Consider the following 26,157-nt stretch of genomic DNA (forward strand, 5'->3'; position numbering starts at 1 on the left):
GTGCTAAGCAGAAATAAGCTCTACTCCGCCCATGTAAGGTTGCAGGACGTCTGGAATACGAATACTGCCATCAGCATTTTGGTAGTTCTCTAAAATAGCCACCAAGGTACGGCCGACTGCTAAACCAGAACCATTTAATGAGTGTAACAACTCTGGTTTTTTAGCGCCGGTTGGTCGAAAACGCGCTTGCATACGGCGCGATTGGAAGTCTTCACAGTTAGATACTGAAGAAATTTCTCGGTAAGCATCTTGCGCCGGTACCCATACTTCTAAGTCATAGGTCTTAGTCGCGCCAAAGCCCATATCGCCGGTACACAAAGTAACTACCCGGTATGGCAATTCAAGTTTCTGAAGAATATTTTCCGCATGTTGACGCATTTCTTCCAAGGCGTCGTATGATTTCTCAGGGTGAACCAGCTGCACCATTTCAACTTTATCGAATTGGTGTTGGCGAATTAAACCGCGAGTATCTCGCCCGTAAGATCCCGCTTCACTGCGAAAACACGGAGTATGAGCAGTCATACGAATGGGCAACTCAGTTTCATCTACGATGCTATCACGCAGCATATTAGTGAGCGGTACTTCGGCCGTTGGAATCAAACTCATGCCAATACCTTCTTCGGTTGCCGGCTGAGTATGAAATAAGTCTTTACCAAATTTAGGCATTTGACCCGTGCCATACAAAGAATCAGAGTTAACCAAGTAAGGCACGTACATCTCTTGGTAACCATGTTCTTCGGTATGGGTATCTAGCATGAACTGAGCAATGGCACGGTGTAACCTAGCAATTTTGCCTTTCATTACGATAAAGCGTGAACCACTAATCTTTACCGCGTTGGCAAAATCTAAACCTTGTAAGTCAGTACCTACATCAACGTGATCTTTAACGTCAAAATCAAAACTCGGTAGTTCCCCCCAAGTATGCAACTCTACGTTCTCGTCTTCGTCTTTGCCTATTGGCGCACTTGGATGAGGTAAGTTAGGTAGCGTTAAAGAATAATCTTTAATTTCTTCCAGTAACGCGTTTAGCTCACCTTTCGCGGCGTCGAGCTTCTCACCTAATTGGCCTACTTCGGCAAGTAACGGAGCAATATCTTCGCCACGGCCTTTGGCCTGACCGATTGATTTGGAACGGGTGTTACGCTCATTTTGTAGTTCTTGGGTGCGAACTTGTAGTTCTTTACGACGACTTTCTAATTCAGTCAATCGAGCTACATCAAGTTCAAATCCACGAGTCTTTAAGCGCTCAGCGGTGGTGTCTATTTCGCCGCGCAACAAATTAGCGTCTAACATTCAATAACCTACTTCCAATTCAATTTGATAATTAATCACAATACCCAGCCAAATAACGCCTAGTAAGGTATTGCTAAATGTTTGCTTTACAAAACTCGCTTATTATAGAGCAACTACCTACAGACACAATCTAGCTTTCGACTAGATCGCGCAATATAGGCGAATTACTTTGAATAAGTGAGTGCTTATTTGGCTTGCTGGTCGAGATTATGTAAATAACTCAGTTTTTCAGCTATCTGTTTTTCTAAACCGCGCGGTTGTGGATAGTAAAATTGGCTACCGTGTAAGGCGTCTGGCAGGTATTGTTGACCAGCCGAATAAGCATTGGGTTCGTCGTGTGAATAACGATACTCTGCCCCATACCCTAGCTCTGCCATCAATTTTGTGGGTGCGTTACGTAAATGTACTGGCACTTCTGCATCGCCGTATTCCCTGGCTGCAACACGGGCGGCTTTAAATGCGGTATACACCGCGTTGCTTTTAGGTGCGCAAGCCAAATAAACCACCGCTTGAGCAATCGCACGTTCACCTTCTGCAGCGCCTACTCGAGTAAAGCAGTCCCATGCACTAACCGCAATTTGCATCGCGCGAGGATCGGCATTTCCCACATCCTCTGAGGCAATTGCTAAGCAGCGACGCGCAACCGATAAAGGGTCGCCACTGGCTTCTAAAATACGGCTATACCAATACAAGGCAGCATCTGGCGATGAGCCACGAATTGATTTATGTAAAGCCGACAACAAATCATAAAACTTGTCGCCTCCTTTATCGATATGGCTATAACGCTCTCCAGCCACTTGCTTAAGCAGACTAAAGCTTAAGTACTTACCTTTCGCATCTACTTCAGCCAGCTCAGACATCATCTCAAGCAGATTGAGTGCACGACGCGCGTCGCCGCTCACTAAGCCAGCTAAGGCCTCAAGCACACCATCTTCGAAGTGCAGATTTTGTTGCTTTAGAAGTGAGTCATCGTTAATCGCACGATCTAGCAGCTGCATAATTGCCGCGCTATCTAGTGAGCGTAATACATAGGTTTTTGCCCGCGACAATAAAGCGTTGTTAAGCTCAAAGGAGGGGTTTTCGGTTGTTGCACCCACAAAAATAACGGTGCCATTTTCTACATATGGTAAAAATGCATCTTGTTGGCTTTTGTTGAAGCGATGTACTTCATCAACAAACAATATAGTGCGGCGGCTTACTTGCTGATTTTGTTGAGCCCGCTCAATAGCAGCCCGAACTTCTTTAATGCCACCAGTTACGGCAGAAATTTTTTCGACTTCTGCGTCAGCATAATGCGCAGCTAGCTCAGCAATAGTGGTTTTACCGGTGCCAGGCGGCCCCCATAAAATCATTGAATGTAGCTGGCCACTTGATACTGCTTTATACAAAGGTTGATCAGCCGCTAAAATGTGCTGCTGGCCAACGTAATGCGCTAATTCTGTAGGGCGCATTCTTGCTGCTAGAGGCCGAAAATCGGCCTCAAAGTTTAACTCCAAACTCATTAGCGTTGGTCGTCAATCATTGTATTTGCCGGAATATCGAATTGAAACAGTTTGCTATCAAACTTTGGGTTAGCTTTAAAACTGTCTAATGTAAATTCACTGCGCTGGCCGGTACTTTCAATGATGTCGAAACGCGAAATACTGCTATCGGCATTTAGTTTCACCCAAAACGCAGCTTGCATTGGATCTTGTTTAGATTTAACTAAATAACCCTGCTCTAACTTTTCTACCTGATAGTTCTGCCAACTCTCTTTACGATCGTCTGCTAGCAAAATAAAGGGCGATTGATTAATCGCTTCACCCGCATCCATGATGGTAACCTGCTCAACAAACGGGCTGTAATACCAAATAGTTGAACCGTCCGACACAATCATATCTTGCTCTGGCATCACTTGTTGCCAGTTAAGTTTGGCAGGCCTTGCTAAGCTAAGTTTACCTTCTGCCTCGTGAATATTAACACCGTCGGCATCTATCACCGTTTGTTTAAACTGTGCTTGAAAGCCCTGCAAGTCTGCAAGGTGTTGTTTTAATTCCGCAGCGGCGTCAGCCGCTACAGCCTGGCCTGATACCAATGCAGCGAAAGCAATACTTACTAATGTTTTCATCTTATCTCTTTAATCAATTCGAACAGGAGGTGGTGCAATCACTTCTCGATTGCCGTTGTGCCCTGGGGCACTCACAATGCCTTGAACTTCCATTTGTTCAACGATACGCGCCGCGCGGTTATAACCAATTTTAAACTTACGTTGTACTCCAGAAACAGAGCCGCGGCGAGTTTCGGTTACGTGCATTACCGCTTGGTCAAATAAAGCATCTAATTCTTCGTCGGATTCAGCGACTTCGCCAGGTAGCATTGCATCTGGGCCAGCTTCGCCGTTTAATATCTCATCAATGTAATCGGGTTCGCCGCGTTCTTTCCAGGCTGAAACCACTGCGTGAACTTCGTGATCGTCTACAAATGCACCATGCACACGTGTTGGAACACCGGTACCCGCTGGCAAGTACAACATATCGCCCATACCCAGTAAGGTTTCAGCTCCTTGTTGGTCCAAGATGGTTCGAGAATCGATACGACTAGAAACTTGGAATGCCATTCGTGTAGGAATGTTGGCTTTAATCAAACCCGTAATCACATCAACCGAAGGACGCTGTGTTGCCAAGACTAAGTGAATACCTGCAGCACGGGCTTTTTGCGCAATACGTGCTATCAGTTCTTCTACCTTTTTGCCTACAATCATCATCATGTCGGCAAATTCATCAATCACCACCACAATATGCGGTAGCTTTTCTAAGGTAGGCGCAATTTCTGCCATGCTGTCTTCTGGCTTCCACAGAGGATCGACAATAGGATTACCCGATGCCATGGCATCCAACACTTTTTGGTTATAGCCTTTTAGGTTACGTACGCCGAGTGCTGACATTAATTTGTAGCGTCGTTCCATTTCACCCACACACCAGCGCAGTGCGTTAGCCGCCTCTTTCATGTCTGTAACTACTTCAGACAGCAAATGAGGAATGCCTTCATAAACCGACAACTCCAACATTTTAGGGTCAATCATGATCAAGCGAACATCTTCGGGGGTAGATTTATAAAGTAGGCTCACGATCATTACGTTTACCCCAACAGACTTACCCGAGCCTGTTGTACCAGCCACTAACAAGTGCGGCATTTTGGCAAGATCGACCACTACAGGTTGACCGGCAATATCTTTACCTAACACCATAGTGAGTGGCGATTTAGCCTGATGAAATACTGGGCTATCTACCACTTCGCTTAAGTAAACTATTTCTCTGAAGCGATTTGGCAGTTCTAAACCTATCACTGACTTACCGGGAATAACCTCAACCACACGCACACTAATTGCCGATAAAGCTCGCGCTAAATCTTTAGACAAATTGGTGATTTTGCTTACTTTTACTCCAGGCGCTAAATCCAATTCAAAACGGGTAATTACTGGGCCAGGGTGCACTGCTACTACCGATGCTTGAATATTAAAATCCAGTAATTTGGCTTCGACTAAACGAGAAACTTGTTCTAACTCTTCTTGAGAAATCGGGTTTTGCTTTTTGTCTGGCCTATCCAATAAATTCATATCGGGTAGTCTGCTTAATCGAGGTTGAGCTGCTGCAGCCGGAGTTTGTGGCTGACTGGGTGCGACAGTTTTCGCCTTAGCGGGCATTGAGCCACCTTCAAAGGGGATATCAGGCATTGGCTCTGGTGGTGTTTGGTCAAGAATCACGCTTGGTGGGTCTACACTTTCGTCTTCAAAGGCAAACTCAATATCTTCTTTAGCTTGAGATAACTCTTCCTCAAATGAACTGTCTATTGAAAAGCTCGGTTCAATCACTTGTGAGCCCACTACAGGCTCCGCATCTAATTTTTCTTGTAAAGAGGGCTGCTGTTCATCTACAAAATCAGTTTGCAAATGAATATCAGACTCCATATTTGGCTCTGGCAATTCAGTGCTTTCTTCAGCTTTTGCTTCTGGTTCAAAGTCGCGCATTAATACATCTTGCTCTAATTCGCGTTGTTTCTTATTCCGCATTCGCTCGGGCAAAGATACCAGGCCACTATAGGCTGCGTTTAAAAGACTGCCCAGTTGCTCAACAAACTGAATCCAAGATACGCCGGTAAATAAGGTTACACCACCGGCAAATACTGCTAACAAAATAATACTAGTGCCTAACAAACCAAACACTGGGATCATTAGCTGAGTGAAAATATCTCCCACTAAGCCTCCTGAAGAAAAAAAGAAAAAATCATCAATATGAATGCTCGCTAAAGTGGTTAAACTCGCGAAAGTGAAAACAAACCCAATAACCCTTAAACCTAGAGTAAAGAAATTGAGTTGGGCAACCGGACAGGGTCGCCAAAATAAAGCCCAAGCTAAAAAACCACTTATCAAAGGAACGCTATAAGCCATAAAGCCAAAACTAAATAGCAGTAAATCGGCAAACCAAGCACCAGAACTGCCAGCTGCATTAGCAATGGATTGTTCAACTGCTGTTTGCGACCAACTCGGATCACTAGGATTAAATGTTAATAAGGCTACCATTAGGTAAACACCTAAAGCGCCCATTGCGATAGCGCATACTTCCGCAATACGAGCAAAGCCAGACAATCTGTTGTCTGTAAGATCTGTCACAAGCGTTCCCTTGAACTAAAAATATCCAATAAATGTTCTGTTTGGTTAAAAACAAAACAAGCGGCATTAGCCGCTTGTTTAACTTTATCAAAAATGAATTGGAGGGGGAAACGACTCCGTTAGTTTTTGATAACTAGTCGATTACTCTGCTTCACTTCTTCCATAACAACGTAAGTACGCGTGTCGTTTACACCAGGCAAACGAAGAAGAGTTTCGCCTAACAACTTACGATAAGCAGACATATCCGCTACGCGAGTCTTTAATAGGTAGTCAAAATCACCAGATACTAAGTGACATTCTTGAATTTCTTCAAGCTGCTGCACTGCATGGTTAAATTGTTCAAATACATCTGGCGCACCACGATTCAACGTGATTTCAACAAAAACCAACAGTGAAGCGTCTAAATACTGAGGATTTAAAATTGCGGTGTAACCGGTAATGTAACCTTGGCGCTCCAGGCGTCTAACCCTTTCTAGACAAGGTGTAGGGCTTAAACCTACGCGTTTTGAAAGTTCCACATTTGATATGCGGCCATCTTTTTGCAACTCATTAAGTATGTTGCGATCAATACGATCCAGTTCCTTCATTGGTCGACCTTTTGCTTCCATTAGTGGTGATACGATTGTTGTCCCTAAGTACACCAAGTTGAGCTGACTTTTTATGCATTATTACTGGTTGTCACTGCATAAACTATGTGGGTATCCCTTCACACATAAATAAGTCATTACAAGCGAGATGCAGAGCTAAAACCCAAGCGAACAGATTTTTCTAAACTTTTGTTTTATCCCCGAGCATTATTTATTCCACAAAATGCCCAGACTATCAAGTAAAAAGCCGAATTAAAGGCTAGATAAATACGCATATCCATATAAAGTTTTATTATTTGTTGGGATTAACGAAGACGATTATGCTGTATCCAACAAATTGGCTTGCCTGTGTAGACCGCAAGTTTTTCATATTTTGATGCTTGATATTGAGTTTTATACCCTCATATACCAAGCAAGGACTTTAAGGAATTGAAACAATCATGAGCAACGCGAAACATCATAAACTAATCATTCTCGGTTCAGGCCCTGCGGGTTACACTGCAGCGGTTTACGCTGCCCGAGCAAACCTTAGCCCTGTTCTTATCACAGGCATTCAACAAGGTGGCCAGCTAACCACGACCACAGAAGTTGAAAACTGGCCTGGCGATGCCGAGGGATTAACCGGTCCAGCGTTAATGGAACGGATGCAAGCTCATGCTGAAAAATTTGAAACTGAAATTGTGTTTGACCACATCAACGAAGTCGATTTTAAAGAGAAACCATATAAGCTTAAAGGCGACAGCGCTGAATATACCTGCGACGCTCTAATTATCGCTACAGGCGCTTCCGCTAAGTACTTGGGGCTTCCATCAGAAGAAGCATTTAAAGGTAAAGGTGTATCGGCTTGTGCAACCTGTGATGGATTTTTCTACCGCAACCAAAAAGTAGCTGTTGTGGGTGGCGGTAACACTGCTGTTGAAGAAGCCCTATATCTTTCAAATATCGCTTCAGAAGTTCACCTTATTCACCGCCGCGAAGAGTTCCGTAGTGAAAAAATCCTTACTAAACGCTTAATGGACAAGGTGGCAAACGGCAATATTGTTCTTCATTTAAACCAAACATTGGATGAAGTACTGGGTGACGAAATGGGCGTAACTGGTGTTCGCGTGCGAAACGTAAACGACGACACCACTCAAGATATCGACGTTATGGGCGCATTCATTGCCATCGGTCACCAACCTAACACTGGCATTTTTGAAGGCCAATTAGCAATGAAAGATGGTTACTTAACCATACAATCTGGTACCGAGGGCAATGCAACTCAAACCAGTATTCCGGGGATCTATGCCGCTGGTGATGTTGCAGACCACATTTACCGTCAAGCAATTACCTCTGCTGGCGCTGGCTGTATGGCTGCCTTAGATGCTGAGCGTTACTTAGATAGCCTAAACGACTAGAGTTACCACCTGCGTCAATCTAAAGCCGGCCTCAATGCCGGCTTTTTATTGCCTATTCACTTTGATTTTGCTGATATACTCAGCCAATAACCATTTTACATCCAAGTTATTTTGCAGCCGGTATATCTAGATCTTAATCGACCCTTTCCTGACCCACACCAAGCACTTAGCGATCCAAACGGGCTACTAGCTATAGGCGCTGACCTGAGCAGTAAACGGCTAATCGATGCATATAACAATGGTATTTTCCCGTGGTTTAGTGATGAGCAGCCAGTATTATGGTGGAGCCCCGATCCTAGAATTGGGCTAGAATTATCAAGCCATACCATTAGCAAAAGCATGCGTAAATTTATCCGTAAATCTTCATTAAAAGTCACCATCAATCGTGATTTTGAACAGGTTATTCGTCAATGTGCATTGCAGCGAGAAGGTGAGACCTGGATTAACAACGACATGTACCAAGCTTACATAAAGCTTCATCAACTTGGTCATGCTCAGTCAGTTGAAGTATGGCAACAACAGCAATTAGTCGGTGGCCTTTATGGCGTTAATGTAGGCCAGGTGTTTTGTGGTGAGTCGATGTTCCATACCGTAAGCAACGCTTCAAAACTGGCCTTTCACCTTTTCTGCCAGCACTTTGCTGCTCATGGTGGCGTTTATATTGACGGCCAAGTAGAAAACCCTCACTTGCTAAGTTTAGGTATGCAAGCTTTAGCAAGAGATGATTTTCTAAGTTTATTGAAAACTACCAAAGATAAACCGTTAAATCCAAACTGCTGGCGGCCACAGGAAATACGTTAATGCAATTGCCTATTGGCTTAAGTCAAATAAGCCCCTGCCCTTACCTACCTGAACAAAAAGAGCAGTTATGTTTTACCCTATGTAATTCTCAACAAAAGACCGACTATTACCCACAGTTATTGGCCTTAGGATTTCGCCGTAGCGGCAATGAGCTATATCGCCCAGCCTGCGAACACTGTCACGCCTGTCAGTCCTTACGCGTTGATACTCAAGCATTTAGCGCTAGCCGCTCTCAAAAACGTATTTTGAACAAAAACAAACTAGTGACAATGCAATGGGAGGAAGAACTTAATCAAGTTGATTACCAGCTCTTTGAACGTTACATAGCCGCACGGCATCAAGATGGCAGCATGTACCCTGCCAGCGAGGAGTCATTTTTTCAGTTTTTAAGTTGTGAGTGGTCAAATACTCGATATCTAAAACTGTTTCTAAATGACCAGCTGATAGCGGTATGCGTCACCGATGTACAAGAAAATGCCTACAGCGCGGTATATACATTCTTTGAGCCGAACTTAGCACAACTGTCACTGGGTAATTTGGCGGTACTAATGCAAATATCAGCCGCTCAACAAAACAATAAGTCATGGTTGTACTTGGGTTATCAAGTCGATAACTGCAAAAAAATGAACTACAAACGGAACTATTTGCCACATCAACGATTTATTAATGGGAAATGGCAATAGATTTGGAGGATAAACTTTACACAAGGCAGTAAATCTGGCATTCTCCCTGCGTTTTTATAAGTGCGTGTCAAACAGAGGACTCAATGGCGAAAGAAGACAATATTGAAATGCAAGGCACAGTGTTAGACACCTTGCCTAACACAATGTTCCGTGTAGAACTAGAAAACGGACATGTTGTTACAGCCCACATTTCTGGCAAAATGCGTAAGAACTACATCCGCATTTTAACCGGGGATAAAGTTACGGTTCAACTAACACCGTACGACTTGTCAAAAGGGCGCATTGTTTTCCGCGCGCGCTAATCCGCATATTGTTGTGAGCAACAATTAAAAAAGCCAGCTTATCGCTGGCTTTTTGCATATTGGCTTGATTTATACTTCAGCCACTTCATCTTCATATTGAAAATCAAGCTTGCCATCTTTCAAACCAATATCAACATGGCCACCTTGGTTTAAACGTCCAAACAAGATTTCGTTAGCGAGTGGTTTGCGTAGTTGTTCGCGAATAACCCTAGACATTGGCCTTGCGCCCATAGAGCGATCATAGCCTTGTTCAGATAACCACAAACGTGCTTCTGTATTCACTTCCATTGATACGCCATTAGCATCAAGCTGTGCTTGCAGCTCTACAATGAACTTATCCACCACTTGCTCGATGATGTCTTCACCTAAGTGATTAAACCAAATAATGTTATCTAAGCGGTTTCTAAACTCTGGAGCAAAAATACGGTTAATTTCTGCCATCGCATCAAAACTCATATCCTGCTCTTTAAAGCCAATCGCTGAACGTTGAGTTTCTTTCACACCAGCGTTACTAGTCATAACCAAAACAACATTGCGGAAGTCGGCATGACGGCCGTTGTTGTCGGTGAGTGTACCGTGATCCATTACCTGCAATAACAGATTGAATACATCTTCGTGTGCCTTCTCAATCTCATCGAGCAATACCACACAATGAGGATGTTTGAGTACTGCATCCGTTAACAAACCACCTTGGTCGAAACCAACATAGCCAGGAGGCGCTCCTATCAAGCGAGAAACAGCATGGCGTTCCATATACTCTGACATGTCAAAACGAATAAGCTCTACACCCATAGCTTTGGCTAACTGTTGAGTAACCTCAGTTTTACCGACACCAGTTGGCCCGGCAAACAAGAACGAACCGACCGGTTTTTGTTCTGCACCTAATCCTGAGCGGTTTAAGCGAATCGCATCCACTAATACATCAATGGCTGGATCTTGCCCAAACACCACCATTTTAAGGGTATCGTTTAAGCCGCGTAAGGTTTCCCGATCAGAAGACGATACTTTGGCTTCAGGAATACGCGCAATTTTTGCAACAATCGCTTCGATATCACCGGCACCAATGGTTTTTTTACGGCGACTTACCGGCAGCATTCGCATGCTAGCACCCGCTTCATCGATAACATCAATGGCTTTATCAGGTAAATGACGCTCATTAATATACTTGGCTGCTAATTCTGCAGCGCTGCGCATTGCTTGTTTGGTATAACGTACGTCGTGATGAGCTTCATAGCGACTCTTCAAACCCATCAAGATCTTAGTGGTATCCTCGACTGTTGGTTCCACCACATCAATTTTTTGGAAACGGCGAGCTAACGCTCGATCTTTCTCAAAAATTTGATTGTATTCTTGGTAAGTTGTTGAGCCAACACAACGCAATAAGCCGTTGCTTAAAAGAGGTTTAATCAAGTTAGCGGCGTCAAGTTGGCCGCCTGATGCTGCACCTGCGCCGATAATGGTGTGAATTTCGTCGATAAACAAAATGGCGTTTTCAGCATTTTCTAGCTGTTTTAGCAACGACTTAAAACGCTTCTCAAAATCACCGCGATACTTAGTACCGGCAAGCAAAGAGCCAATGTCTAAAGAATAAATAGTAGCGTCTTTAATGACATCAGGGACGTCTTCGTGAACAATTCTATAAGCAAGCCCTTCAGCAATGGCGGTTTTACCTACCCCTGCTTCACCCACTAACAACGGATTGTTTTTACGACGACGACATAATACTTGAATAGTACGCGACAGTTCTTTGTCACGACCAATAAGAGGATCGATTTTACCTTTCAACACTAAATGATTTAGGTTGCTAGCAAAACTCTCTAGTTGTTTAGTTTCTTCAGATTGCGCTTCAGTATCCGCTGCAGGGCCTTGCTCAGCACTTGGTTCATCATCTTTGCGAATACCATGCGATATAAAGTTAACCACGTCTAAGCGGCTAATATCCGCTTTTTTAAGGAAGTAAACCGCTTGGCTCTCTTGCTCACTAAAGATAGCGACTAATACGTTAGCCCCGCTAACTTCACTGTTGCCTGATGATTGAACATGAAACACTGCACGTTGCAGCACACGTTGAAAACCTAGAGTAGGCTGAGTCTCGCGCTCGCCATCGTCCTCTGGAATGATTGGGGTGGTTTGTTCAATGAAACTACTTAACTCTTGGTTAAGTTGATTGAGATTAGCCCCACACGCGACTAGGGCTTCTTTTGCGGCAGAATTTTCTAGTAAACCCAACAACAGGTGTTCTACCGTCATGAATTCGTGTTGCTGTTGTCTCGCTTCTTTAAACGCTTGGTTTAAAGTTTGTTCCAACTCTTTATTTAGCATGCATAGGCCCCCTAAAGACAATCAATACTACGTAGCTATGCTTTCTCCATGGTGCACATCAAGGGATGGTCATTTTGTTTAGCATAACTATTTACTTGTGCAGCTTTTGTTTCAGCTACTTCGGCCGTGAAAACCCCACAAACTCCTTTACCTTTATAATGAATGGTTAACATTATTTGTGTTGCTTTATCTAAATCCATATTAAAAAACAACTGCAACACTTCGATAACAAACTCCATAGGAGTATAGTCATCATTATTTAATACCACCTTATACATTGGTGGCGGTGCCGTCTCGCTTTTGGCCTCTTTGGTGAATTCTTCAACATCTAGCCAGTCAGATAATTTGCTCATAAAAACTATAGTAGTAAAAACGCGTTTCTGTATTCAACATAACCGCTTTGAGTTAACAAGGCTAGTAGAAAAATGCCTTGAAAACTTGACTGTAGTAAATATTTTACTAAATTGTTAAACAGCTGACTTAAAGTTGCGTCAAAAATGACCAACAAGTTGGTTTGGTAGATAAATTTAATAGGGAAATGTCGTATGCCAAACGGTACAGTTAAATGGTTTAACAACGCAAAAGGATTTGGTTTTATTTGCCCGGATACAGGCGGAGAAGATATCTTCGCTCACTATTCGACAATTCAAATGGAAGGGTATCGCACTCTTAAAGCTGGCCAGCCAGTTCAATTTGAAACTCAGCAAGGGCCGAAAGGTAGTCATGCTGTTAGCATTGTCTTTGACGATAGTCAGCAATGACCTTTTAATAGCAATACTCTGCTAGGCCAAATGCCAGTCTTAATGACTGGCATTTTATTTTCTAGCTCCCCCACTCTCATTTATCAGCAGATACAAAAAAGCCGATAACAATGTACCGGCTTATTGAAATGGCTTAGCTCGAAATTAACGCAAGCTATCAACTATTTCGTTAAAGATAGCACTTGGGCGCATTGCTGCAGACGCCTTAGCGGCATTAGGCTGGAAATAGCCGCTTAAGTCTACACTTGGGCCTTGAGCCGCATTTAACTGTTCTACAATCGCGCTCTCTTGCGCAACTAGCTTATCAGCAATGGCTGCAAACGCTTGCTTAAGCTCCTTATCACCTTCTTGCTCGGCTAAGCATTGAGCCCAGTACATACACAAGTAGAAGTGACTCCCACGGTTATCAAGCTCTTTAACTTTGCGTGAAGGCGACTTGTTTTGGTCCAAGAAAATGCCCGTTGCTTTATCTAAGGTCGCAGCTAGAACCGCAGCTTTAGCATTATTGGTGACTTGTCCTAAATGCTCCAAAGAAGCAGATAGAGCTAGAAACTCACCTAAAGAATCCCAACGTAGGTGGTTCTCTTTCTCGAATTGCTGAACGTGTTTCGGTGCTGAACCGCCAGCACCCGTTTCAAACAACCCACCACCATTCATTAGCGGTACAATCGACAACATTTTAGCTGATGTACCCAGTTCCAATATTGGGAACAGATCCGTCAGGTAATCACGCAATACGTTACCCGTTACTGAAATAGTGTCTAGGCCCAGTTTAACACGCTCTAGCGAGAACTGAGTTGCATCATTAGGTGCTAAGATCTTAATCTCTAAACCACTAGTATCGTGGTCACCTAAGTAGCTCTCTACTTTAGTAATCAACTGAGCGTCATGGGCACGGTTTGCATCTAACCAAAATACTGCTGGAGTATTGCTTAGGCGCGCACGGTTAACAGCGAGTTTTACCCAGTCGCGAATAGGCGCGTCTTTAACCTGACACATACGGAAAATGTCGCCTTGATTAACTGATTGGCTAAGTACTACTTGGCCATTTGCATCAATTACTTCAACCGTACCCGCCGCAGGAACAGCAAAGGTTTTGTCATGCGAACCGTATTCTTCAGCTTTTTGCGCCATTAAGCCAACGTTAGCTACAGAGCCCATTGTCGTTGGGTTAAATGCGCCATTCTCTTTACAGAAATCGATTGTTTGCTGATAAATACCGGCATAGCTACGATCTGGAATAACCGCTTTAGTATCTTGTTGCTTACCGTCGCTATTCCACATTTGACCAGAAGCACGGATCATTGCAGGCATTGAAGCATCAATAATCACGTCACTAGGTACGTGCAGGTTAGTAATCCCTTTATCCGAATCCACCATCGCTAACGCAGGACGCACAGCGTAAACAGCTTCAATAGCGGCTTTTATTTCTTCTTGTTGTGCACTGTCTAAGCTTTGAATTTTAGCGTATACATCGCCTAAACCATTACGTACGTCTACACCTAGCTCGTCAAATAACTCACCGTATTTAGCAAATACATCTTTGAAGAATACTTTAACTACATGGCCGAAAATGATTGGGTCAGACACCTTCATCATGGTCGCTTTCATGTGAAGTGAAAACAAAATACCTTTTGCTTTAGCGTCTTCTATTTCTGCTTCAATAAAGGCTGATAACTGGGCCACATTCAGTGCCGCAGCATCAATAACTTCACCGGCTAATACAGGGAAAGCCTCTTTTAGCGTGATAGTTTCACCAGCGTCAGTTTTTAATTGAATCGCTACAGTGCCAGCCTGTTGAATAGTTGCTGATACTTCACTACCGTAAAAATCGCCTTGCTCCATACTGGCTACATGGCTTAAAGAATCTTTAGCCCAAGCACCCATAGAGTGTGGATTGTTACGAGCATATTGTTTAACAGAACCAGGCGCGCGGCGGTCTGAGTTACCTTCACGTAGTACCGGGTTTACAGCACTGCCTTTAATTTTGTCATATCTAGCTTTAGCGTCACGCTCTTGGTCGTTGCTTGGCTCTTCTGGGTACTCTGGCAAGGCATAACCTTGAGCTTGAAGCTCTTTAATTGCCGCTTTTAACTGCGGAACAGAAGCACTAATGTTAGGTAACTTGATGATGTTAGCTTCAGGCTTTTTCGCCAATTCACCTAACTCTGCTAATGCGTCTGAGATTTGTTGTTGCTCAGTTAAGCATTCTGGAAAGCTAGAGATAATGCGACCCGCTAAAGAGATATCGCGGGTTTCTACGTGTACACCAGCAGCGCCGGTAAACGCTTGTACAATAGGTAGCAATGAATATGTGGCTAAGGCTGGCGCTTCGTCCGTTAAGGTATAAATAATCTTTGACGTCATGTCGGTCCCTAAAGTTGTGGTTGCTCTCGCTACGGCTGCCATTTTTTGAATAATGATCGAGTCCGCGAGGTGGTCAATTTTACATATAAAAGCAAATAAGCTGCTGTTATTAGCAACTGACCGTCCAATAATTCGGCCAAAATAATAAACCATTTACAAACGCATTAACATTGTTTTACTAGTGGTACATGCATTAGCTGTTACAATCGACGCTATGAATAAGTTTGCAAAAGCGCCAAAGCCGCGCCGTTTTAAACGAAAGGCTGAAGCTAAACCCATTAAACCGCTCAACGGCCCACGCCGTTTAGTTTTATTTAACAAACCTTTTGACGTACTCAGCCAATTTACCGATGGCCAGGGCCGAGCCACCTTAAAAGACTTTATTGATATTCCAGAAGTGTATGCCGCTGGCCGCTTAGATAGAGACAGCGAAGGGTTACTACTGTTAACAAACGACGGAAAGCTGCAACATCAATTAGCGAACCCTAAAGCCAAAACCAGCAAAACCTATTGGGTACAAGTAGAAGGTGCGCCAACAGAGCAAGATTTAACGCCACTACGTAGCGGTGTAACGCTCAAAGACGGCCCTTGTTTACCCGCCAAAATAAAAATAATAGCCGAGCCAAACCTTTGGCCACGCAATCCGCCCGTTAGAGAGCGTAAATCTATCCCTACTACCTGGCTCAGCATTAGCATTAAAGAAGGTAGAAATAGGCAAATAAGGCGCATGACAGCAGCGATTGGTTTCCCTACTCTACGCTTGGTACGTTATCAAATTGGTAGCTATACCTTAGATGGCATCAACAATGGTGAGTACCAACAATTAATTGGTGATCAACTAGCATAGTTTGGCTATGTGAAATGCTGTTTTCATCACAGATTTTCTGGTAGAATTCGCCCCAAATTTTTTCCAACTAGTTAGCATGAACTCAAACAACACTAAAAAAGTGATTGTCGGTATGTCCGGCGGCGTTGATTCCTCAGTTTCAGCCTACTTGCTTATTCAGCAAGGCTATCAGGTTGAAGGTCTTTTTATGAAGAACTGGGAAGAAGACGATAACAGCGAATACTGTGCAGCGGCTGAAGATTTAGCCGATGCCCAAGCTGTGTGTGACAAATTAGGTATTAAACTTCATACCATAAACTTCTCAGCGGAATACTGGGATAACGTGTTTGAACACTTCTTAGAAGAGTACAAAGCGGGTCGCACGCCAAATCCAGACATTATGTGTAACAAGGAAATTAAGTTTAAGGCATTCTTGGAATTTGCCGCAGAAGAACTGTCTGCCGATTACATCGCAACCGGTCACTACGTGCAACGCCGCTTTAAAGACGGCCATTGGCAAATGTTACGTGGCTTAGACAGCAACAAAGACCAAAGCTACTTTTTGTATACTTTAGAAGAGAAGCACGTGGCTCAAACGTTGTTCCCTGTTGGTGAAATCGAAAAACCAGAGGTTCGCCGAATCGCCGAAGAACAAGGTTTGATCACCGCCAATAAAAAAGATTCCACCGGAATATGCTTTATTGGTGAGCGTAAGTTTACTGACTTTTTGGCTCAGTACTTACCCGCTCAACCAGGTGATATAGAAACGTGCGAAGGCAAAGTAATTGGTACTCACCAAGGTTTGATGTACCACACCCTAGGCCAACGTAAAGGTTTGGGTATTGGCGGCACCAAAGACGGTGACGAAACGCCATGGTACACAGTAGATAAAGACATTGAGCGTAATGTGCTTATTGTTGGCCAAGGTCATGACCACCCTCGCCTTAAATCACAAGCTTTAATCGCCGCGCAACTACATTGGGTTGACCGCAAAGTGATTAAGCAGGAGTTGCGTTGCAGCGTTAAGATCCGTTACCGCCAGCAAGACGTAGCCTGCACCATTATCCCGCAAGGCGATGACGAAATTAAAGTCGTTTTCGATGAGCCTCAAATTGCCGTTACGCCAGGTCAATCTGCGGTATTTTACTTAGACGAAGTATGTTTAGGTGGCGGTATTATTGAACAGAAAATTGGCCTATAGCGCTTATGAGTAATCCTCTATCTGATCGTGTTATTGCCTTTGCAGGCATTTGCCAAGCGGCCAAGCTGGTACAAGACGTTGCTCGCACCAGTAACTGTGAAGAAGCCGGTTTAAGTACCTGCCTTAACAGTATTTTGGTTACCAGCCCTGATCAAACGGTTGAAGTGTTTGGTTCATTGGAAGAGCTAAAACTAGGTTTAGGCGTAATGAACGCTCAGCTTAGTAGCCAACAAGAAAAGCGCAACGCCGAAATCACTCGTTACTTGGTTAGCTTATTGGCGCTGGAACGACGTTTAAACAAACGCCCAGATCTTATGAATATGATGGGCGAGCGGATTACCCAACTCGATCGCCAGTTACAGCATTTTAACCTACTCGACCAACAAGTATTAGGCGGCATCGCTGATATCTATAGCGACATTATTAGCCCGCTAGGGCCACGCATTCAAGTTGCCGGTAACGTGAGTTACTTACAACAACCGGTGGTTCAACACAAAGTGCGTGCATTACTCTTAGCCGGTATTCGTGCTTGTGTACTGTGGCGCCAATTAGGCGGACAACGCCGCCAACTACTGTTTTCAAGAAAGAATTATTTACAGCAAACATCAACACTTTTACACACCATTGATTAGTTAATTTAGGAGAACACCATGGAACTGTCGGCCTTGACAGCCATTTCCCCGATAGACGGACGCTACGGGGATAAAACTTCTGAACTGCGCAGTATTTTTAGCGAATTTGGCTTAATAAAATACCGCGTAAGGGTAGAAATTCGTTGGTTACAAAAACTTGCCCAGCAAAACAACATTGCAGAAGTGCCTGCCTTTTCTCCTGAAGCCATTGCTTTTTTAGATAGCATTAACGATAACTTTAGCGAAGCCGATGCTGCTCGCGTTAAAGAGATTGAACGTACTACCAACCACGACGTTAAAGCGGTTGAGTACTTTCTTAAAGAAAAAGTAGCAGGTAACGCAGAGCTTAACGCCGTATCTGAGTTCATTCACTTTGCCTGTACTTCTGAAGACATTAACAACTTGTCTCACGCCTTAATGCTAAGCGAAGCACGTAGCGAAGTATTAGTGCCTTACCTGCAACAGCTAATTGATGCGATTACCAATCTTGCTAAAGAACTGCGTGAAACACCGTTACTGTCTCGTACTCACGGGCAGCCGGCTTCACCAAGTACTATGGGCAAAGAGATGGCTAACGTAGTAGCACGTTTACGTCGCCAGCTTAAGCAAATTGAAGCAGTGGAAGTTTTAGGTAAAATTAACGGTGCTGTAGGTAACTACAACGCTCACATCTCTGCTTACCCAGAGGTAGACTGGCACCAGTTTTCTGAAGAGTTCGTTACCAGTTTAGGTGTTCAGTGGAACCCTTACACTACGCAAATCGAACCGCACGATTACATTGCCGAGTTGTACGATGCCATTGCCCGTTTTAACACTATTTTGTTAGATTTCGACCGCGATGTTTGGGGCTATATCTGCCTTGGTCACTTCAAGCAAAAAACCATTGCTGGTGAAATTGGTTCTTCAACCATGCCACACAAAGTGAACCCAATTGATTTTGAAAACTCTGAGGGTAACTTAGGCATCGCCAACGCATTGTTTGGTCACTTAGCCGCTAAACTACCGGTTTCTCGCTGGCAGCGTGACCTTACCGATTCTACGGTATTACGTAACCTTGGTGTGGCAATGGGTTACTCGCTAATTGCTTATCAAGCTACGCTTAAAGGCGTAAGCAAGTTGCAAGTAAACGAAGAAAACTTATTGAAAGATCTTGATGGCAACTGGGAAGTATTGGCCGAGCCAGTACAAACCGTTATGCGCCGTTACGGTATTGAAAAGCCATACGAGAAACTGAAAGAGTTAACTCGCGGTAAGCGAGTGGACGCCGAAGCAATGCGCAACTTTATCGACGGTTTAGATATGCCAGAATCAGCGAAAGATGAGCTGAAGAAAATGACCCCTGCCAACTACATTGGCGATGCGGTTAAGTTAGTTGACCAGCTTTAAACGCTAGGCTCACTATCAAAAGCCAGTAGCAACGCTACTGGCTTTTTTGTATCTAAAGGCTAAACACCAAAAAGAAAAATCCCCGCCATAGAGGCAGGGATTTGTGTAAAAGTATCTATGCTAGAAAACCCTAACAGTTAATTTGCAGAAATAGTCTCTACCCATTGCATATTGTATTTAACCGCTTCCATAAACTGGCTTTGGTCGTCTTTTACCTTACCAATGAAGCTATAAGTATCTCCATCATTCAGAGCTCGACTAAAATCAAAGTCATATGCCGCTGATTGCACGCCATTTTCAACTAAATCGAAACATTCAGTACTGGTAACGCTAAAACCATCTGGGCCGTTTAAGGTAAAAGCACTATAAAACTCTCTTATCGTAGAGCAGCTAATACTTTCACCATTCGCAGGATCAAAGTAAAGATCCGCATCGTACAACGCTCCTAGGTCACTAGTGTCTTTTTTCATCGATAGTGACACCGTACCTAGCTGATACTGTAATGCTTCACTTTTAGGTAAGTAAAAATCGAATGCACGTTTGAACCAAGTATCACTGGATTTACTTTGTAAGCGTTTCTCCGCTTCTTGCAAATCACTATAATAGGCATAACGTTCGCCTCCGAACGCTTCAACCATAAACGCGCCCTCTGATAGATCATCAGCAAGGGCTTGAATAAATAGCTCGGTGTACTCAAATTGCGTTGCACTTATTGTATCGTCAACTTCAGCCGTAATACGGATAGACAGTTTATTGTTTACAATTTTGTACTCGCCCACTTCAACGTCTGCTTGTGTATCACAAGAGGTTAAATTTTCTGGACTACGACGGTTCATAAACATCTTACCGTCTTCAAACAACGCTGTATCACACCAAATACGGGTGAAGTTGCTGGTAGAATCATCACCATCGTCACTACCATATTCGGTGTAGTACCAGTTCTTACCAATCAACGCTTCGACATTGTGTTCAGGGTTTTGTGATGGGTTCCATTGTTGAATGGTACTTTCGATAAGCGTTAAGTTTTCTGACTCCAGCAAAGTAAAAAGCGATTCGCCCTCAGCTTGGTCATAAATGATACTTAACGCCTGCTCACCCTCACCAAAGGTGCGCATGTAAACCCAAGTGAAATCACCTTCATCTGAGCTACTTAGGTTTAATCGTTGTATGTCATTTTCAGCAGTAACAGTCCAGTCTCCACTAAACCCTTGTTCGCCCCAATTATGATGTGGCCACGTTGCTTCGAAGCTACCCGCTTTAAGCGCCGAGTTTACATAAATATTTTGGCTAGTTTGCTTGTAAACAACTTGCTGTAAGAATATATCAGTCCCATCGGGGTGATCTTCAATTGCTTGATATAAAGTATTGTTAGCGACTGGCACTGCTGCAGTGTGAGTAAACGGTATATCATTACTGTCGAGCCAGAATAACTCATTATCCATAGCAAACATGATCTGGTAATGGTTGTCTTTGGCATATTCAAAGGTGGCGACAAAAGAGAAGTCAGCATCTCCTTCGTCATCTCCAGCCATGCTTAAACTACCATCTTGATTCAAGGTAACCGGGTCACAACGCCACTCTTCTTCAGCGGGTGGATTTGCTTCTACGTCAACTAAATCGGCGGCATCTTTAATGTCATGCTCATGAGGGTTCCAACAAAATTGTTTTTCACCGTCAACGATACGCAGCGAAACCCAACCAAATTCAATCCCATCATGATCCATGCCTACTTCGCCCATGCGCCACGCGCCGGCCTTAGCAAAGTGCTCTTCTTTAAATCGGTACTTTACCGGAACCACTGGTTCAACGGGATCTACCGGTAGATCTGCTGCGGCAACCACTAAAGCAAAATTACTATCTACTGCTGGGTTTTCACTGTCAGTAGCAGATACCGTTAAACGGCCTGTTTGCTGCTTAGTTGGAGTGCCAACTAGTAGTAAGTTATCTGCTTCCAAGCTTGCACTTAAGCCAAGCACGTCGGTGCTTACCGTTAATGTGAAATCTTCATTATCGGTAAACAGATCACTCAGCGATATAACAGAGTCAACCGATGTAGCTACTTTAAGCTCTAATGCATTTAGCTGCTCTTGTACTAGGGCTTGAGCAGTTTTGTTGACTTCTGGGGCGTGGTTAAACGCTTTTGCTACAGCAATAGCAAAGTGAGCTCTTACTTCAGCATTAATTGAATCACTGGCGCCAATAGACAACACAAAGTCACCGCGTGTGGTCGGTGTACCACCCAATAGTAACTGCTCTTGTTCAACCCTTAGTGTTAACCCCGGTACATTAGAATCAGCAGAAATAATAAGCGCATCATCATCTTCAAATAGTTGCGTTAGATCGATTGTTTCGTTTACTTGCTCATTAGCTCTAAGTTCGAGTTTGAGTAACTGCTCTTGAATTTGTTGTTGCGTGGCAGTATTAACCATTGGCGCTTGGTTAGGCGAACTAACATTTAACTCAAGGACCAAGGGGTATGAGCGTGTTTTTTGATCGCTAGCATAAACATATAAAGTAAACTGCCCTGCGACTTGAGGCGTGCCGCTAATAATGCCTGAGTCAGAATCGATACTTAAACCACTATCAAAGGCATCCATTGAATAGCTAAGTACATCTGCTTCGTTAGCATCGTTGAAATAAAGGCTTACGTCTTGATCAACGCTTTCACCTAGCTCAATGCTAACCGGAGCGGGTAACTGCTCCAGATCTACATATGGGCGGTAATTTGTTTCTACTTTCTCGTAGCCATTTGTTGGGTCAACCACTACAACCGGAGAGTAGTGCTCTAAATCTTTCGCTGGGTCAGCAATAATTTCTGATGTCTCTTTTGACACATCTTCAATTACTTTTAGCTGCTCAGACGGATCTAAAACATCATCATTATCAACTAAAGTTTCACCTACAATGTTAACCGCTTCAGCCTTTTCGTCCCCGCTTTCAGCCGCTTCAATGTAGTCTCCAAAAATGTCTTGCTCGGTATACACCACGTCAGAATCTTCGCTATTAAACGAATCTACCACTGCGGCTTCAGCTTGCTCTTGGCTTAAGCTGTCGTCAGCAATCATTTGCTCAACCACTAGGTTAGTCATTGGACTAACTACTGCAGAACCCGCTGGAGCCGCTAATTCAAACTCATCTACCACTACCCCTCGGTTGGAATCAACGGTTACGCCAGCAATCGCTTTTATACAAATGGTTTTGTCTGCATGCTCTGCCGATAATGACAGTTCTCCCTTGTCATCTGTTGCGCCCACTCTTAACTCACAACTATCTCCAGCGTACACATCTGCATTGGCTAAATAGCCATCAATAGCGGTCACGGTGAACAGCGAAGGACTGCTCGGTGAATCATTTGAATCACTGCCACAACCAGACAACGCTAAGGCCACTGCAGCCGTTAGCAAACTAACTTTCTTCATCAATACAACCTTGTTATAGGATCAGATTACCTCAAGTTTTCTAACTCGAGGGTTTACGGGTCTATACAAGCCAAAAACGCCACTAAGCCATACCCTACCGGCAGACTTAATCTCAAATTTGAGGTTTGGATAATCGAGTGATTAACAATGACTAACAAATAACCTGGCGGTTAAACACTGTTCAGAAGTTGTCGTTAAAACGAGCGTTAAGTCATTAAAAAATCGCGCTAATTCTACTTATTTGCCCTAAGACAAGTTAACGCTAAATAAGACTTCAATTAAGTCGGTTTGCGACTTATAGTGCGCGGCAATATTAGGAGAGATTTTGCAAAAATTAGACACCAGAGCTTATGACCAGTTGTCATTAAAACTACTTAGAATATTACGTGCGGTATATGAAACATCCAGTACCTACAAAGCGGCACAACAGTTATACGTATCTCAATCGGCGGTAGCCAGGGGATTAGATAAGCTACGACAAATACTAAACGATCCCTTATTTGTAAGAAGTAATAATCAACTCATTGCTACACCATATTGTCAGCGAATTTACTTAAGAGTACCCCATTTATTAGATGCCTTATTGTCGACTATTTCTACACAAGCAGAATTTTTACCAGAGCAGTTAACTGAACAGTACTCAATTGCACTAAACAGTACTTTTAGCCACCAATACGGAAGCGCTTTTTCCAAAGCAATATTAACTCAGGCTCCCAATGCTACTTGGTGTTTTAAAACGTGGTATCCAGGCGCTGAAGTTGATATTCAACATAACCGTATATCTTATGGCATTCAATACCATAACAACGAGTTTCCATCCACTATTCATCAAGAACCCATTAGCCAGCAAACCATGGTGATGCTAGCAGGAGAAGATCACCCTCTCGCGAAACTACAGCGAAAAATTCGCTTAGAAGAGTTACAACACTGGTCTTTTATAAAGTTTTCGGTGGTTGGTTGGAACGATACTTATAGCAAAATTAAGCAACTGATGAGCGAGCAAGGTTTACCTTTTAAGCAATTGGCAGAAACCGACTCAGTGGAGAACTTAATTAGCACGCTTCAACAGCACCCCTTCGTTAGCGGTGGTTGTCGCTCTCTTGCCACCAAAGAGAACCGTTTAGTGGAGTTAGATATTGAGCAAAGCAAATACAGTAAGCATTACTGGCTTAATGCCTGCTATCCACGCTCAGCTAGTCATACAGCTTTAATACAATGGTTAAATGCACTCACCAAATCTTGTGCAAAACAATAAGTATATTTTTGGAATAAAAAAAGCAGCCAATGGCTGCTTTCTTGTTTAAGGATTCAAAGCAAACTTAAGCCGTTAGGCCTTGGCTCGCTAAGTACTCTTCGTAAGTGCCATGGAAATCAACAATACCTTCTGGCGTCATCTCAATCACACGTGTAGCCAAACTTGATACAAACTCACGGTCGTGGCTTACAAAGATTAACGTGCCAGGGTAGTTTTCTAAGGCTAAGTTTAATGATTCGATAGATTCCATATCCAAGTGGTTGGTTGGTTCGTCCATCACCATTACATTTGGTTTTTGTAAAATCATTTTGCCAAACAACATACGGCCTTGTTCACCACCAGAAATGACTTTTACTGACTTTTTAATATCATTTTGTGAGAATAATAAACGCCCTAGAGTACCGCGCATTACTTGCTCGTCGTCGCCCTCTTTACCCCACTGCCACATCCAATCAATCAAGTTTTTATCTTCTTCAAAGTCAGCTGAGTGATCCTGTGCATAGTAGCCAAGCTGCGCATTTTCAGACCATTTAATGCTGCCGCCAAATTCTGTGTCGCCCATCAAACACTTTAAGAACGTAGTTTTACCAATGCCGTTAGGTCCGATAACAGCAATACGCTCACCCACTTCAACCATTAGATCTAAATCTTTGAATAAGGTCTCTTCGTAAGTTTTCTCTAAACCTTCAATCTGTACAGCTAAACGGTGTAACTTTTTCTCTTCTTCAAAACGAATATATGGATTTTGACGACTTGAAGGCTTCACTTCGGCCAGTTGGATTTTATCAATTTGCTTAGCACGAGACGTAGCTTGCTTAGATTTAGAGGCGTTGGCAGAGAAACGGCTAACAAAGGTTTTAAGCTCAGCAATTTGCGCTTTTTTCTTAGCATTGTCAGACAGCATTTGATCACGAGCTTGGGTAGCAGCGGTCATGTATTCGTCGTACGAGCCAGGGAATGTGCGCAGTTCGCCGTAATCTAAATCAGCCATGTGGGTACATACGCTATTTAAAAAGTGACGGTCGTGCGAAATGATGATCATGGTGCAGTTACGCTCGTTCAACACACCTTCCAACCAGCGAATAGTATTAATATCCAAGTTGTTGGTAGGTTCGTCGAGTAACATAATGTCTGGGTCACCAAACAATACTTGAGCTAGCAAAACACGTAGTTTCCAGCCCGGCGCAACTTCACTCATTGGGCCATAATGCTGTTCAATGGGAATACCTACACCCAATAATAACTCGCCTGCACGTGCTTCAGCGGTGTAACCATCCATTTCGGCAAACTCGGCTTCTAGCTCAGCGGCACGAATACCGTCTTCTTCGGTCATTTCAGGGTTGTCATAAATAGCATCACGTTCAGACTTAACTGCCCACAGCTCTTCATAGCCCATAATCACGGTATCGATAACCGCATTATTTTCATAAGCGAACTGGTCTTGTTTTAGCTTACCGATGCGCTCGTTGGGATCTTTAGAAACATTACCGCCACTTGGCTCTAAATCACCACCCAATATCTTCATAAAGGTCGATTTACCACAACCGTTTGCCCCAATTAGGCCATAACGATTACCCTCGCCAAATTTAACTGAGACATTTTCAAATAATGGCTTAGCGCCAAATTGCATGGTGATATTAGAAGAAGTAAGCAATGTAAATATTCCGCATGGTTTAGTGACCGCGGCCAATTTGCCGTGTAATCACTTTGCTAAAAAGTTTGGTCGCGCATTATGCCACAACTTGACTAAACATCGCACATTTAACGACAACGATCACATAAGTGTAGCGACTAAGTCATTTCTCGTTTGAATATTAAGCACTCAACCAAGCGCTTAGCCCTTTTATATGACGCCTAGCGTTATTTGGATTATTCTAATCATAAATCACCGCAACCGAGGACGATTTATGTCTGATGCAAACTCTGTCGCTAAGTCTGACAGTCAATCACGCCTGCAATACTTGATTAAAGAAAGCAAAGCACAGAATCAGCTGTGGATCTTAATTGATGATGACGGCTGCGTTATGCTCAACTCTGAAGACGAAGACTGTGTTCCTGTTTGGCCAAGTAAAGAATTTGCCGAAGACTGGGCCACTGGAGATTGGGCACACTGTAAAGCAGAAGCTATTTCACTGAACAAGTGGCGAAGCCGATGGACAGAAGGGTTAACCGGTGACGAACTATACGTGGCTGTATTCCCGAACGAGCTAGAGGAAGGGCTAATATTGTCGCCTTACGAATTTGAAGACGCGCTAGGAAAAGGGCGTTAAAACGAAA

21 protein-coding genes are annotated in these 26,157 nt (G+C 43.5%); 11 read left to right on the forward strand and 10 right to left on the reverse strand.

Annotated features, from left to right (window positions below; all coding sequences use genetic code 11):
• Nucleotides 1-3: 3 nt before the first annotated feature.
• The 5 genes from serS to lrp all read right to left on the reverse strand — a co-directional run bounded on the left by serS (nt 4) and on the right by lrp (nt 6,549).
• Entirely contained in the window at nt 4-1,293 is a 1,290-nt protein-coding gene (gene serS / locus Q4549_RS07105; RefSeq protein ID WP_303551128.1) for a serine--tRNA ligase, read from the reverse strand.
• A gap of 185 nt (nt 1,294-1,478) precedes the next feature.
• Nucleotides 1,479-2,795, reverse strand: coding sequence for a replication-associated recombination protein A (locus Q4549_RS07110; protein WP_303551126.1), 1,317 nt, complete (start codon nt 2,793-2,795; stop codon nt 1,479-1,481).
• Nucleotides 2,795-3,400: an outer membrane lipoprotein chaperone LolA gene (gene lolA, locus Q4549_RS07115; RefSeq protein WP_303515573.1), complete on the reverse strand. Its 606-nt coding sequence runs from the start codon at nt 3,398-3,400 to the stop codon at nt 2,795-2,797. Before lolA ends, Q4549_RS07110 begins: the two co-directional genes overlap by 1 nt.
• A gap of 9 nt (nt 3,401-3,409) precedes the next feature.
• Nucleotides 3,410-5,917 (reverse strand): DNA translocase FtsK, encoded by a 2,508-nt coding sequence (locus Q4549_RS07120; protein WP_303551300.1) that lies wholly within the window; start codon nt 5,915-5,917, stop codon nt 3,410-3,412.
• A gap of 143 nt (nt 5,918-6,060) precedes the next feature.
• On the reverse strand, nt 6,061-6,549 hold the full coding sequence (gene lrp, locus Q4549_RS07125) for a leucine-responsive transcriptional regulator Lrp (protein ID WP_040306996.1): 489 nt from the start codon (nt 6,547-6,549) through the stop codon (nt 6,061-6,063).
• Between the two features lie 419 nt (nt 6,550-6,968).
• Between lrp and trxB the strand changes: the two genes are divergently transcribed.
• From trxB to infA, 4 genes are all read left to right on the forward strand, one after another.
• Nucleotides 6,969-7,925 carry a thioredoxin-disulfide reductase gene (gene trxB, locus Q4549_RS07130; protein WP_137674745.1) on the forward strand — a complete coding sequence of 319 codons (957 nt, stop codon included), beginning with the start codon at nt 6,969-6,971 and terminating at the stop codon, nt 7,923-7,925.
• A gap of 108 nt (nt 7,926-8,033) precedes the next feature.
• Complete coding sequence (aat, locus tag Q4549_RS07135) at nt 8,034-8,726, forward strand: leucyl/phenylalanyl-tRNA--protein transferase (protein ID WP_303551297.1); 693 nt, start codon at nt 8,034-8,036, stop codon at nt 8,724-8,726.
• Nucleotides 8,726-9,409: an arginyltransferase gene (locus tag Q4549_RS07140; protein WP_303551124.1), complete on the forward strand. Its 684-nt coding sequence runs from the start codon at nt 8,726-8,728 to the stop codon at nt 9,407-9,409. Before aat ends, Q4549_RS07140 begins: the two co-directional genes overlap by 1 nt.
• 83 nt (nt 9,410-9,492) lie before the next feature.
• Nucleotides 9,493-9,711, forward strand: coding sequence for a translation initiation factor IF-1 (gene infA / locus Q4549_RS07145; RefSeq protein ID WP_016401030.1), 219 nt, complete (start codon nt 9,493-9,495; stop codon nt 9,709-9,711).
• Between the two features lie 69 nt (nt 9,712-9,780).
• On the opposite strand, the gene clpA is transcribed toward infA, so the two are convergent.
• Nucleotides 9,781-12,033, reverse strand: coding sequence for an ATP-dependent Clp protease ATP-binding subunit ClpA (clpA, locus tag Q4549_RS07150; RefSeq protein ID WP_303551121.1), 2,253 nt, complete (start codon nt 12,031-12,033; stop codon nt 9,781-9,783).
• A gap of 35 nt (nt 12,034-12,068) precedes the next feature.
• A complete protein-coding gene (gene clpS, locus Q4549_RS07155; protein ID WP_137674741.1) occupies nt 12,069-12,386 on the reverse strand; it encodes an ATP-dependent Clp protease adapter ClpS in 318 nt (105 codons plus the stop codon).
• Nucleotides 12,387-12,578: 192 nt separating this feature from the next.
• Between clpS and cspD the strand changes: the two genes are divergently transcribed.
• Nucleotides 12,579-12,794, forward strand: coding sequence for a cold shock domain-containing protein CspD (gene cspD / locus Q4549_RS07160; RefSeq protein WP_137674740.1), 216 nt, complete (start codon nt 12,579-12,581; stop codon nt 12,792-12,794).
• Between the two features lie 144 nt (nt 12,795-12,938).
• Here the strand turns inward: cspD and Q4549_RS07165 are convergent, their stop codons facing one another.
• The gene (locus Q4549_RS07165; RefSeq protein WP_303551118.1) at nt 12,939-15,161 is read right to left on the reverse strand and encodes an NADP-dependent isocitrate dehydrogenase; all 2,223 of its coding nucleotides are present in this window, start codon (nt 15,159-15,161) and stop codon (nt 12,939-12,941) included.
• 214 nt (nt 15,162-15,375) lie between these two features.
• On the opposite strand from Q4549_RS07165, the gene Q4549_RS07170 reads away from it, so the two are divergent.
• The 4 genes from Q4549_RS07170 to purB all read left to right on the forward strand — a co-directional run bounded on the left by Q4549_RS07170 (nt 15,376) and on the right by purB (nt 19,206).
• On the forward strand, nt 15,376-16,008 hold the full coding sequence (locus Q4549_RS07170; protein WP_303551116.1) for a pseudouridine synthase: 633 nt from the start codon (nt 15,376-15,378) through the stop codon (nt 16,006-16,008).
• A gap of 76 nt (nt 16,009-16,084) precedes the next feature.
• Nucleotides 16,085-17,188, forward strand: coding sequence for a tRNA 2-thiouridine(34) synthase MnmA (gene mnmA, locus Q4549_RS07175; protein ID WP_137674737.1), 1,104 nt, complete (start codon nt 16,085-16,087; stop codon nt 17,186-17,188).
• Nucleotides 17,189-17,193: 5 nt separating this feature from the next.
• Entirely contained in the window at nt 17,194-17,820 is a 627-nt protein-coding gene (gene hflD / locus Q4549_RS07180) for a high frequency lysogenization protein HflD (protein WP_303551112.1), read from the forward strand.
• A gap of 18 nt (nt 17,821-17,838) precedes the next feature.
• Entirely contained in the window at nt 17,839-19,206 is a 1,368-nt protein-coding gene (gene purB, locus Q4549_RS07185) for an adenylosuccinate lyase (RefSeq protein WP_303551109.1), read from the forward strand.
• A gap of 137 nt (nt 19,207-19,343) precedes the next feature.
• On the opposite strand, the gene Q4549_RS07190 is transcribed toward purB, so the two are convergent.
• On the reverse strand, nt 19,344-22,625 hold the full coding sequence (locus tag Q4549_RS07190) for an Ig domain-containing protein (protein WP_303551107.1): 3,282 nt from the start codon (nt 22,623-22,625) through the stop codon (nt 19,344-19,346).
• 325 nt (nt 22,626-22,950) lie between these two features.
• On the opposite strand from Q4549_RS07190, the gene Q4549_RS07195 reads away from it, so the two are divergent.
• Nucleotides 22,951-23,880, forward strand: a complete 930-nt coding sequence (locus tag Q4549_RS07195) for a LysR family transcriptional regulator (RefSeq protein WP_303551104.1) — start codon at nt 22,951-22,953, stop codon at nt 23,878-23,880.
• 64 nt (nt 23,881-23,944) lie between these two features.
• Here the strand turns inward: Q4549_RS07195 and Q4549_RS07200 are convergent, their stop codons facing one another.
• A complete protein-coding gene (locus Q4549_RS07200; protein ID WP_137674732.1) occupies nt 23,945-25,534 on the reverse strand; it encodes an ABC-F family ATPase in 1,590 nt (529 codons plus the stop codon).
• A gap of 253 nt (nt 25,535-25,787) precedes the next feature.
• Between Q4549_RS07200 and Q4549_RS07205 the strand changes: the two genes are divergently transcribed.
• Nucleotides 25,788-26,150: a DUF2750 domain-containing protein gene (locus tag Q4549_RS07205; protein ID WP_303515604.1), complete on the forward strand. Its 363-nt coding sequence runs from the start codon at nt 25,788-25,790 to the stop codon at nt 26,148-26,150.
• Nucleotides 26,151-26,157: the final 7 nt, after the last annotated feature.

Origin of the sequence: Agarivorans sp. 2_MG-2023 (genome assembly GCF_030548085.1) — a bacterium.
Classification (GTDB): Bacteria; Pseudomonadota; Gammaproteobacteria; order Enterobacterales; family Celerinatantimonadaceae; genus Agarivorans.

Bases quoted from the DNA above. Each gene is read 5' to 3' on its own strand.
- serS (WP_303551128.1), bottom strand. From the start codon at position 1,293: ATGTTAGACGCTAATTTGTTGCGCGGCGAAATAGACACCACCGCTGAG.
- Q4549_RS07110 (WP_303551126.1), bottom strand. From the start codon at position 2,795: ATGAGTTTGGAGTTAAACTTTGAGGCCGATTTTCGGCCTCTAGCAGCA.
- lolA (WP_303515573.1), bottom strand. From the start codon at position 3,400: ATGAAAACATTAGTAAGTATTGCTTTCGCTGCATTGGTATCAGGCCAG.
- lrp (WP_040306996.1), bottom strand. From the start codon at position 6,549: ATGGAAGCAAAAGGTCGACCAATGAAGGAACTGGATCGTATTGATCGC.
- trxB (WP_137674745.1), top strand. From the start codon at position 6,969: ATGAGCAACGCGAAACATCATAAACTAATCATTCTCGGTTCAGGCCCT.
- Q4549_RS07140 (WP_303551124.1), top strand. From the start codon at position 8,726: ATGCAATTGCCTATTGGCTTAAGTCAAATAAGCCCCTGCCCTTACCTA.
- infA (WP_016401030.1), top strand. From the start codon at position 9,493: ATGGCGAAAGAAGACAATATTGAAATGCAAGGCACAGTGTTAGACACC.
- clpA (WP_303551121.1), bottom strand. From the start codon at position 12,033: ATGCTAAATAAAGAGTTGGAACAAACTTTAAACCAAGCGTTTAAAGAA.
- clpS (WP_137674741.1), bottom strand. From the start codon at position 12,386: ATGAGCAAATTATCTGACTGGCTAGATGTTGAAGAATTCACCAAAGAG.
- cspD (WP_137674740.1), top strand. From the start codon at position 12,579: ATGCCAAACGGTACAGTTAAATGGTTTAACAACGCAAAAGGATTTGGT.
- Q4549_RS07165 (WP_303551118.1), bottom strand. From the start codon at position 15,161: ATGACGTCAAAGATTATTTATACCTTAACGGACGAAGCGCCAGCCTTA.
- Q4549_RS07170 (WP_303551116.1), top strand. From the start codon at position 15,376: ATGAATAAGTTTGCAAAAGCGCCAAAGCCGCGCCGTTTTAAACGAAAG.
- mnmA (WP_137674737.1), top strand. From the start codon at position 16,085: ATGAACTCAAACAACACTAAAAAAGTGATTGTCGGTATGTCCGGCGGC.
- hflD (WP_303551112.1), top strand. From the start codon at position 17,194: ATGAGTAATCCTCTATCTGATCGTGTTATTGCCTTTGCAGGCATTTGC.
- purB (WP_303551109.1), top strand. From the start codon at position 17,839: ATGGAACTGTCGGCCTTGACAGCCATTTCCCCGATAGACGGACGCTAC.
- Q4549_RS07190 (WP_303551107.1), bottom strand. From the start codon at position 22,625: ATGAAGAAAGTTAGTTTGCTAACGGCTGCAGTGGCCTTAGCGTTGTCT.
- Q4549_RS07205 (WP_303515604.1), top strand. From the start codon at position 25,788: ATGTCTGATGCAAACTCTGTCGCTAAGTCTGACAGTCAATCACGCCTG.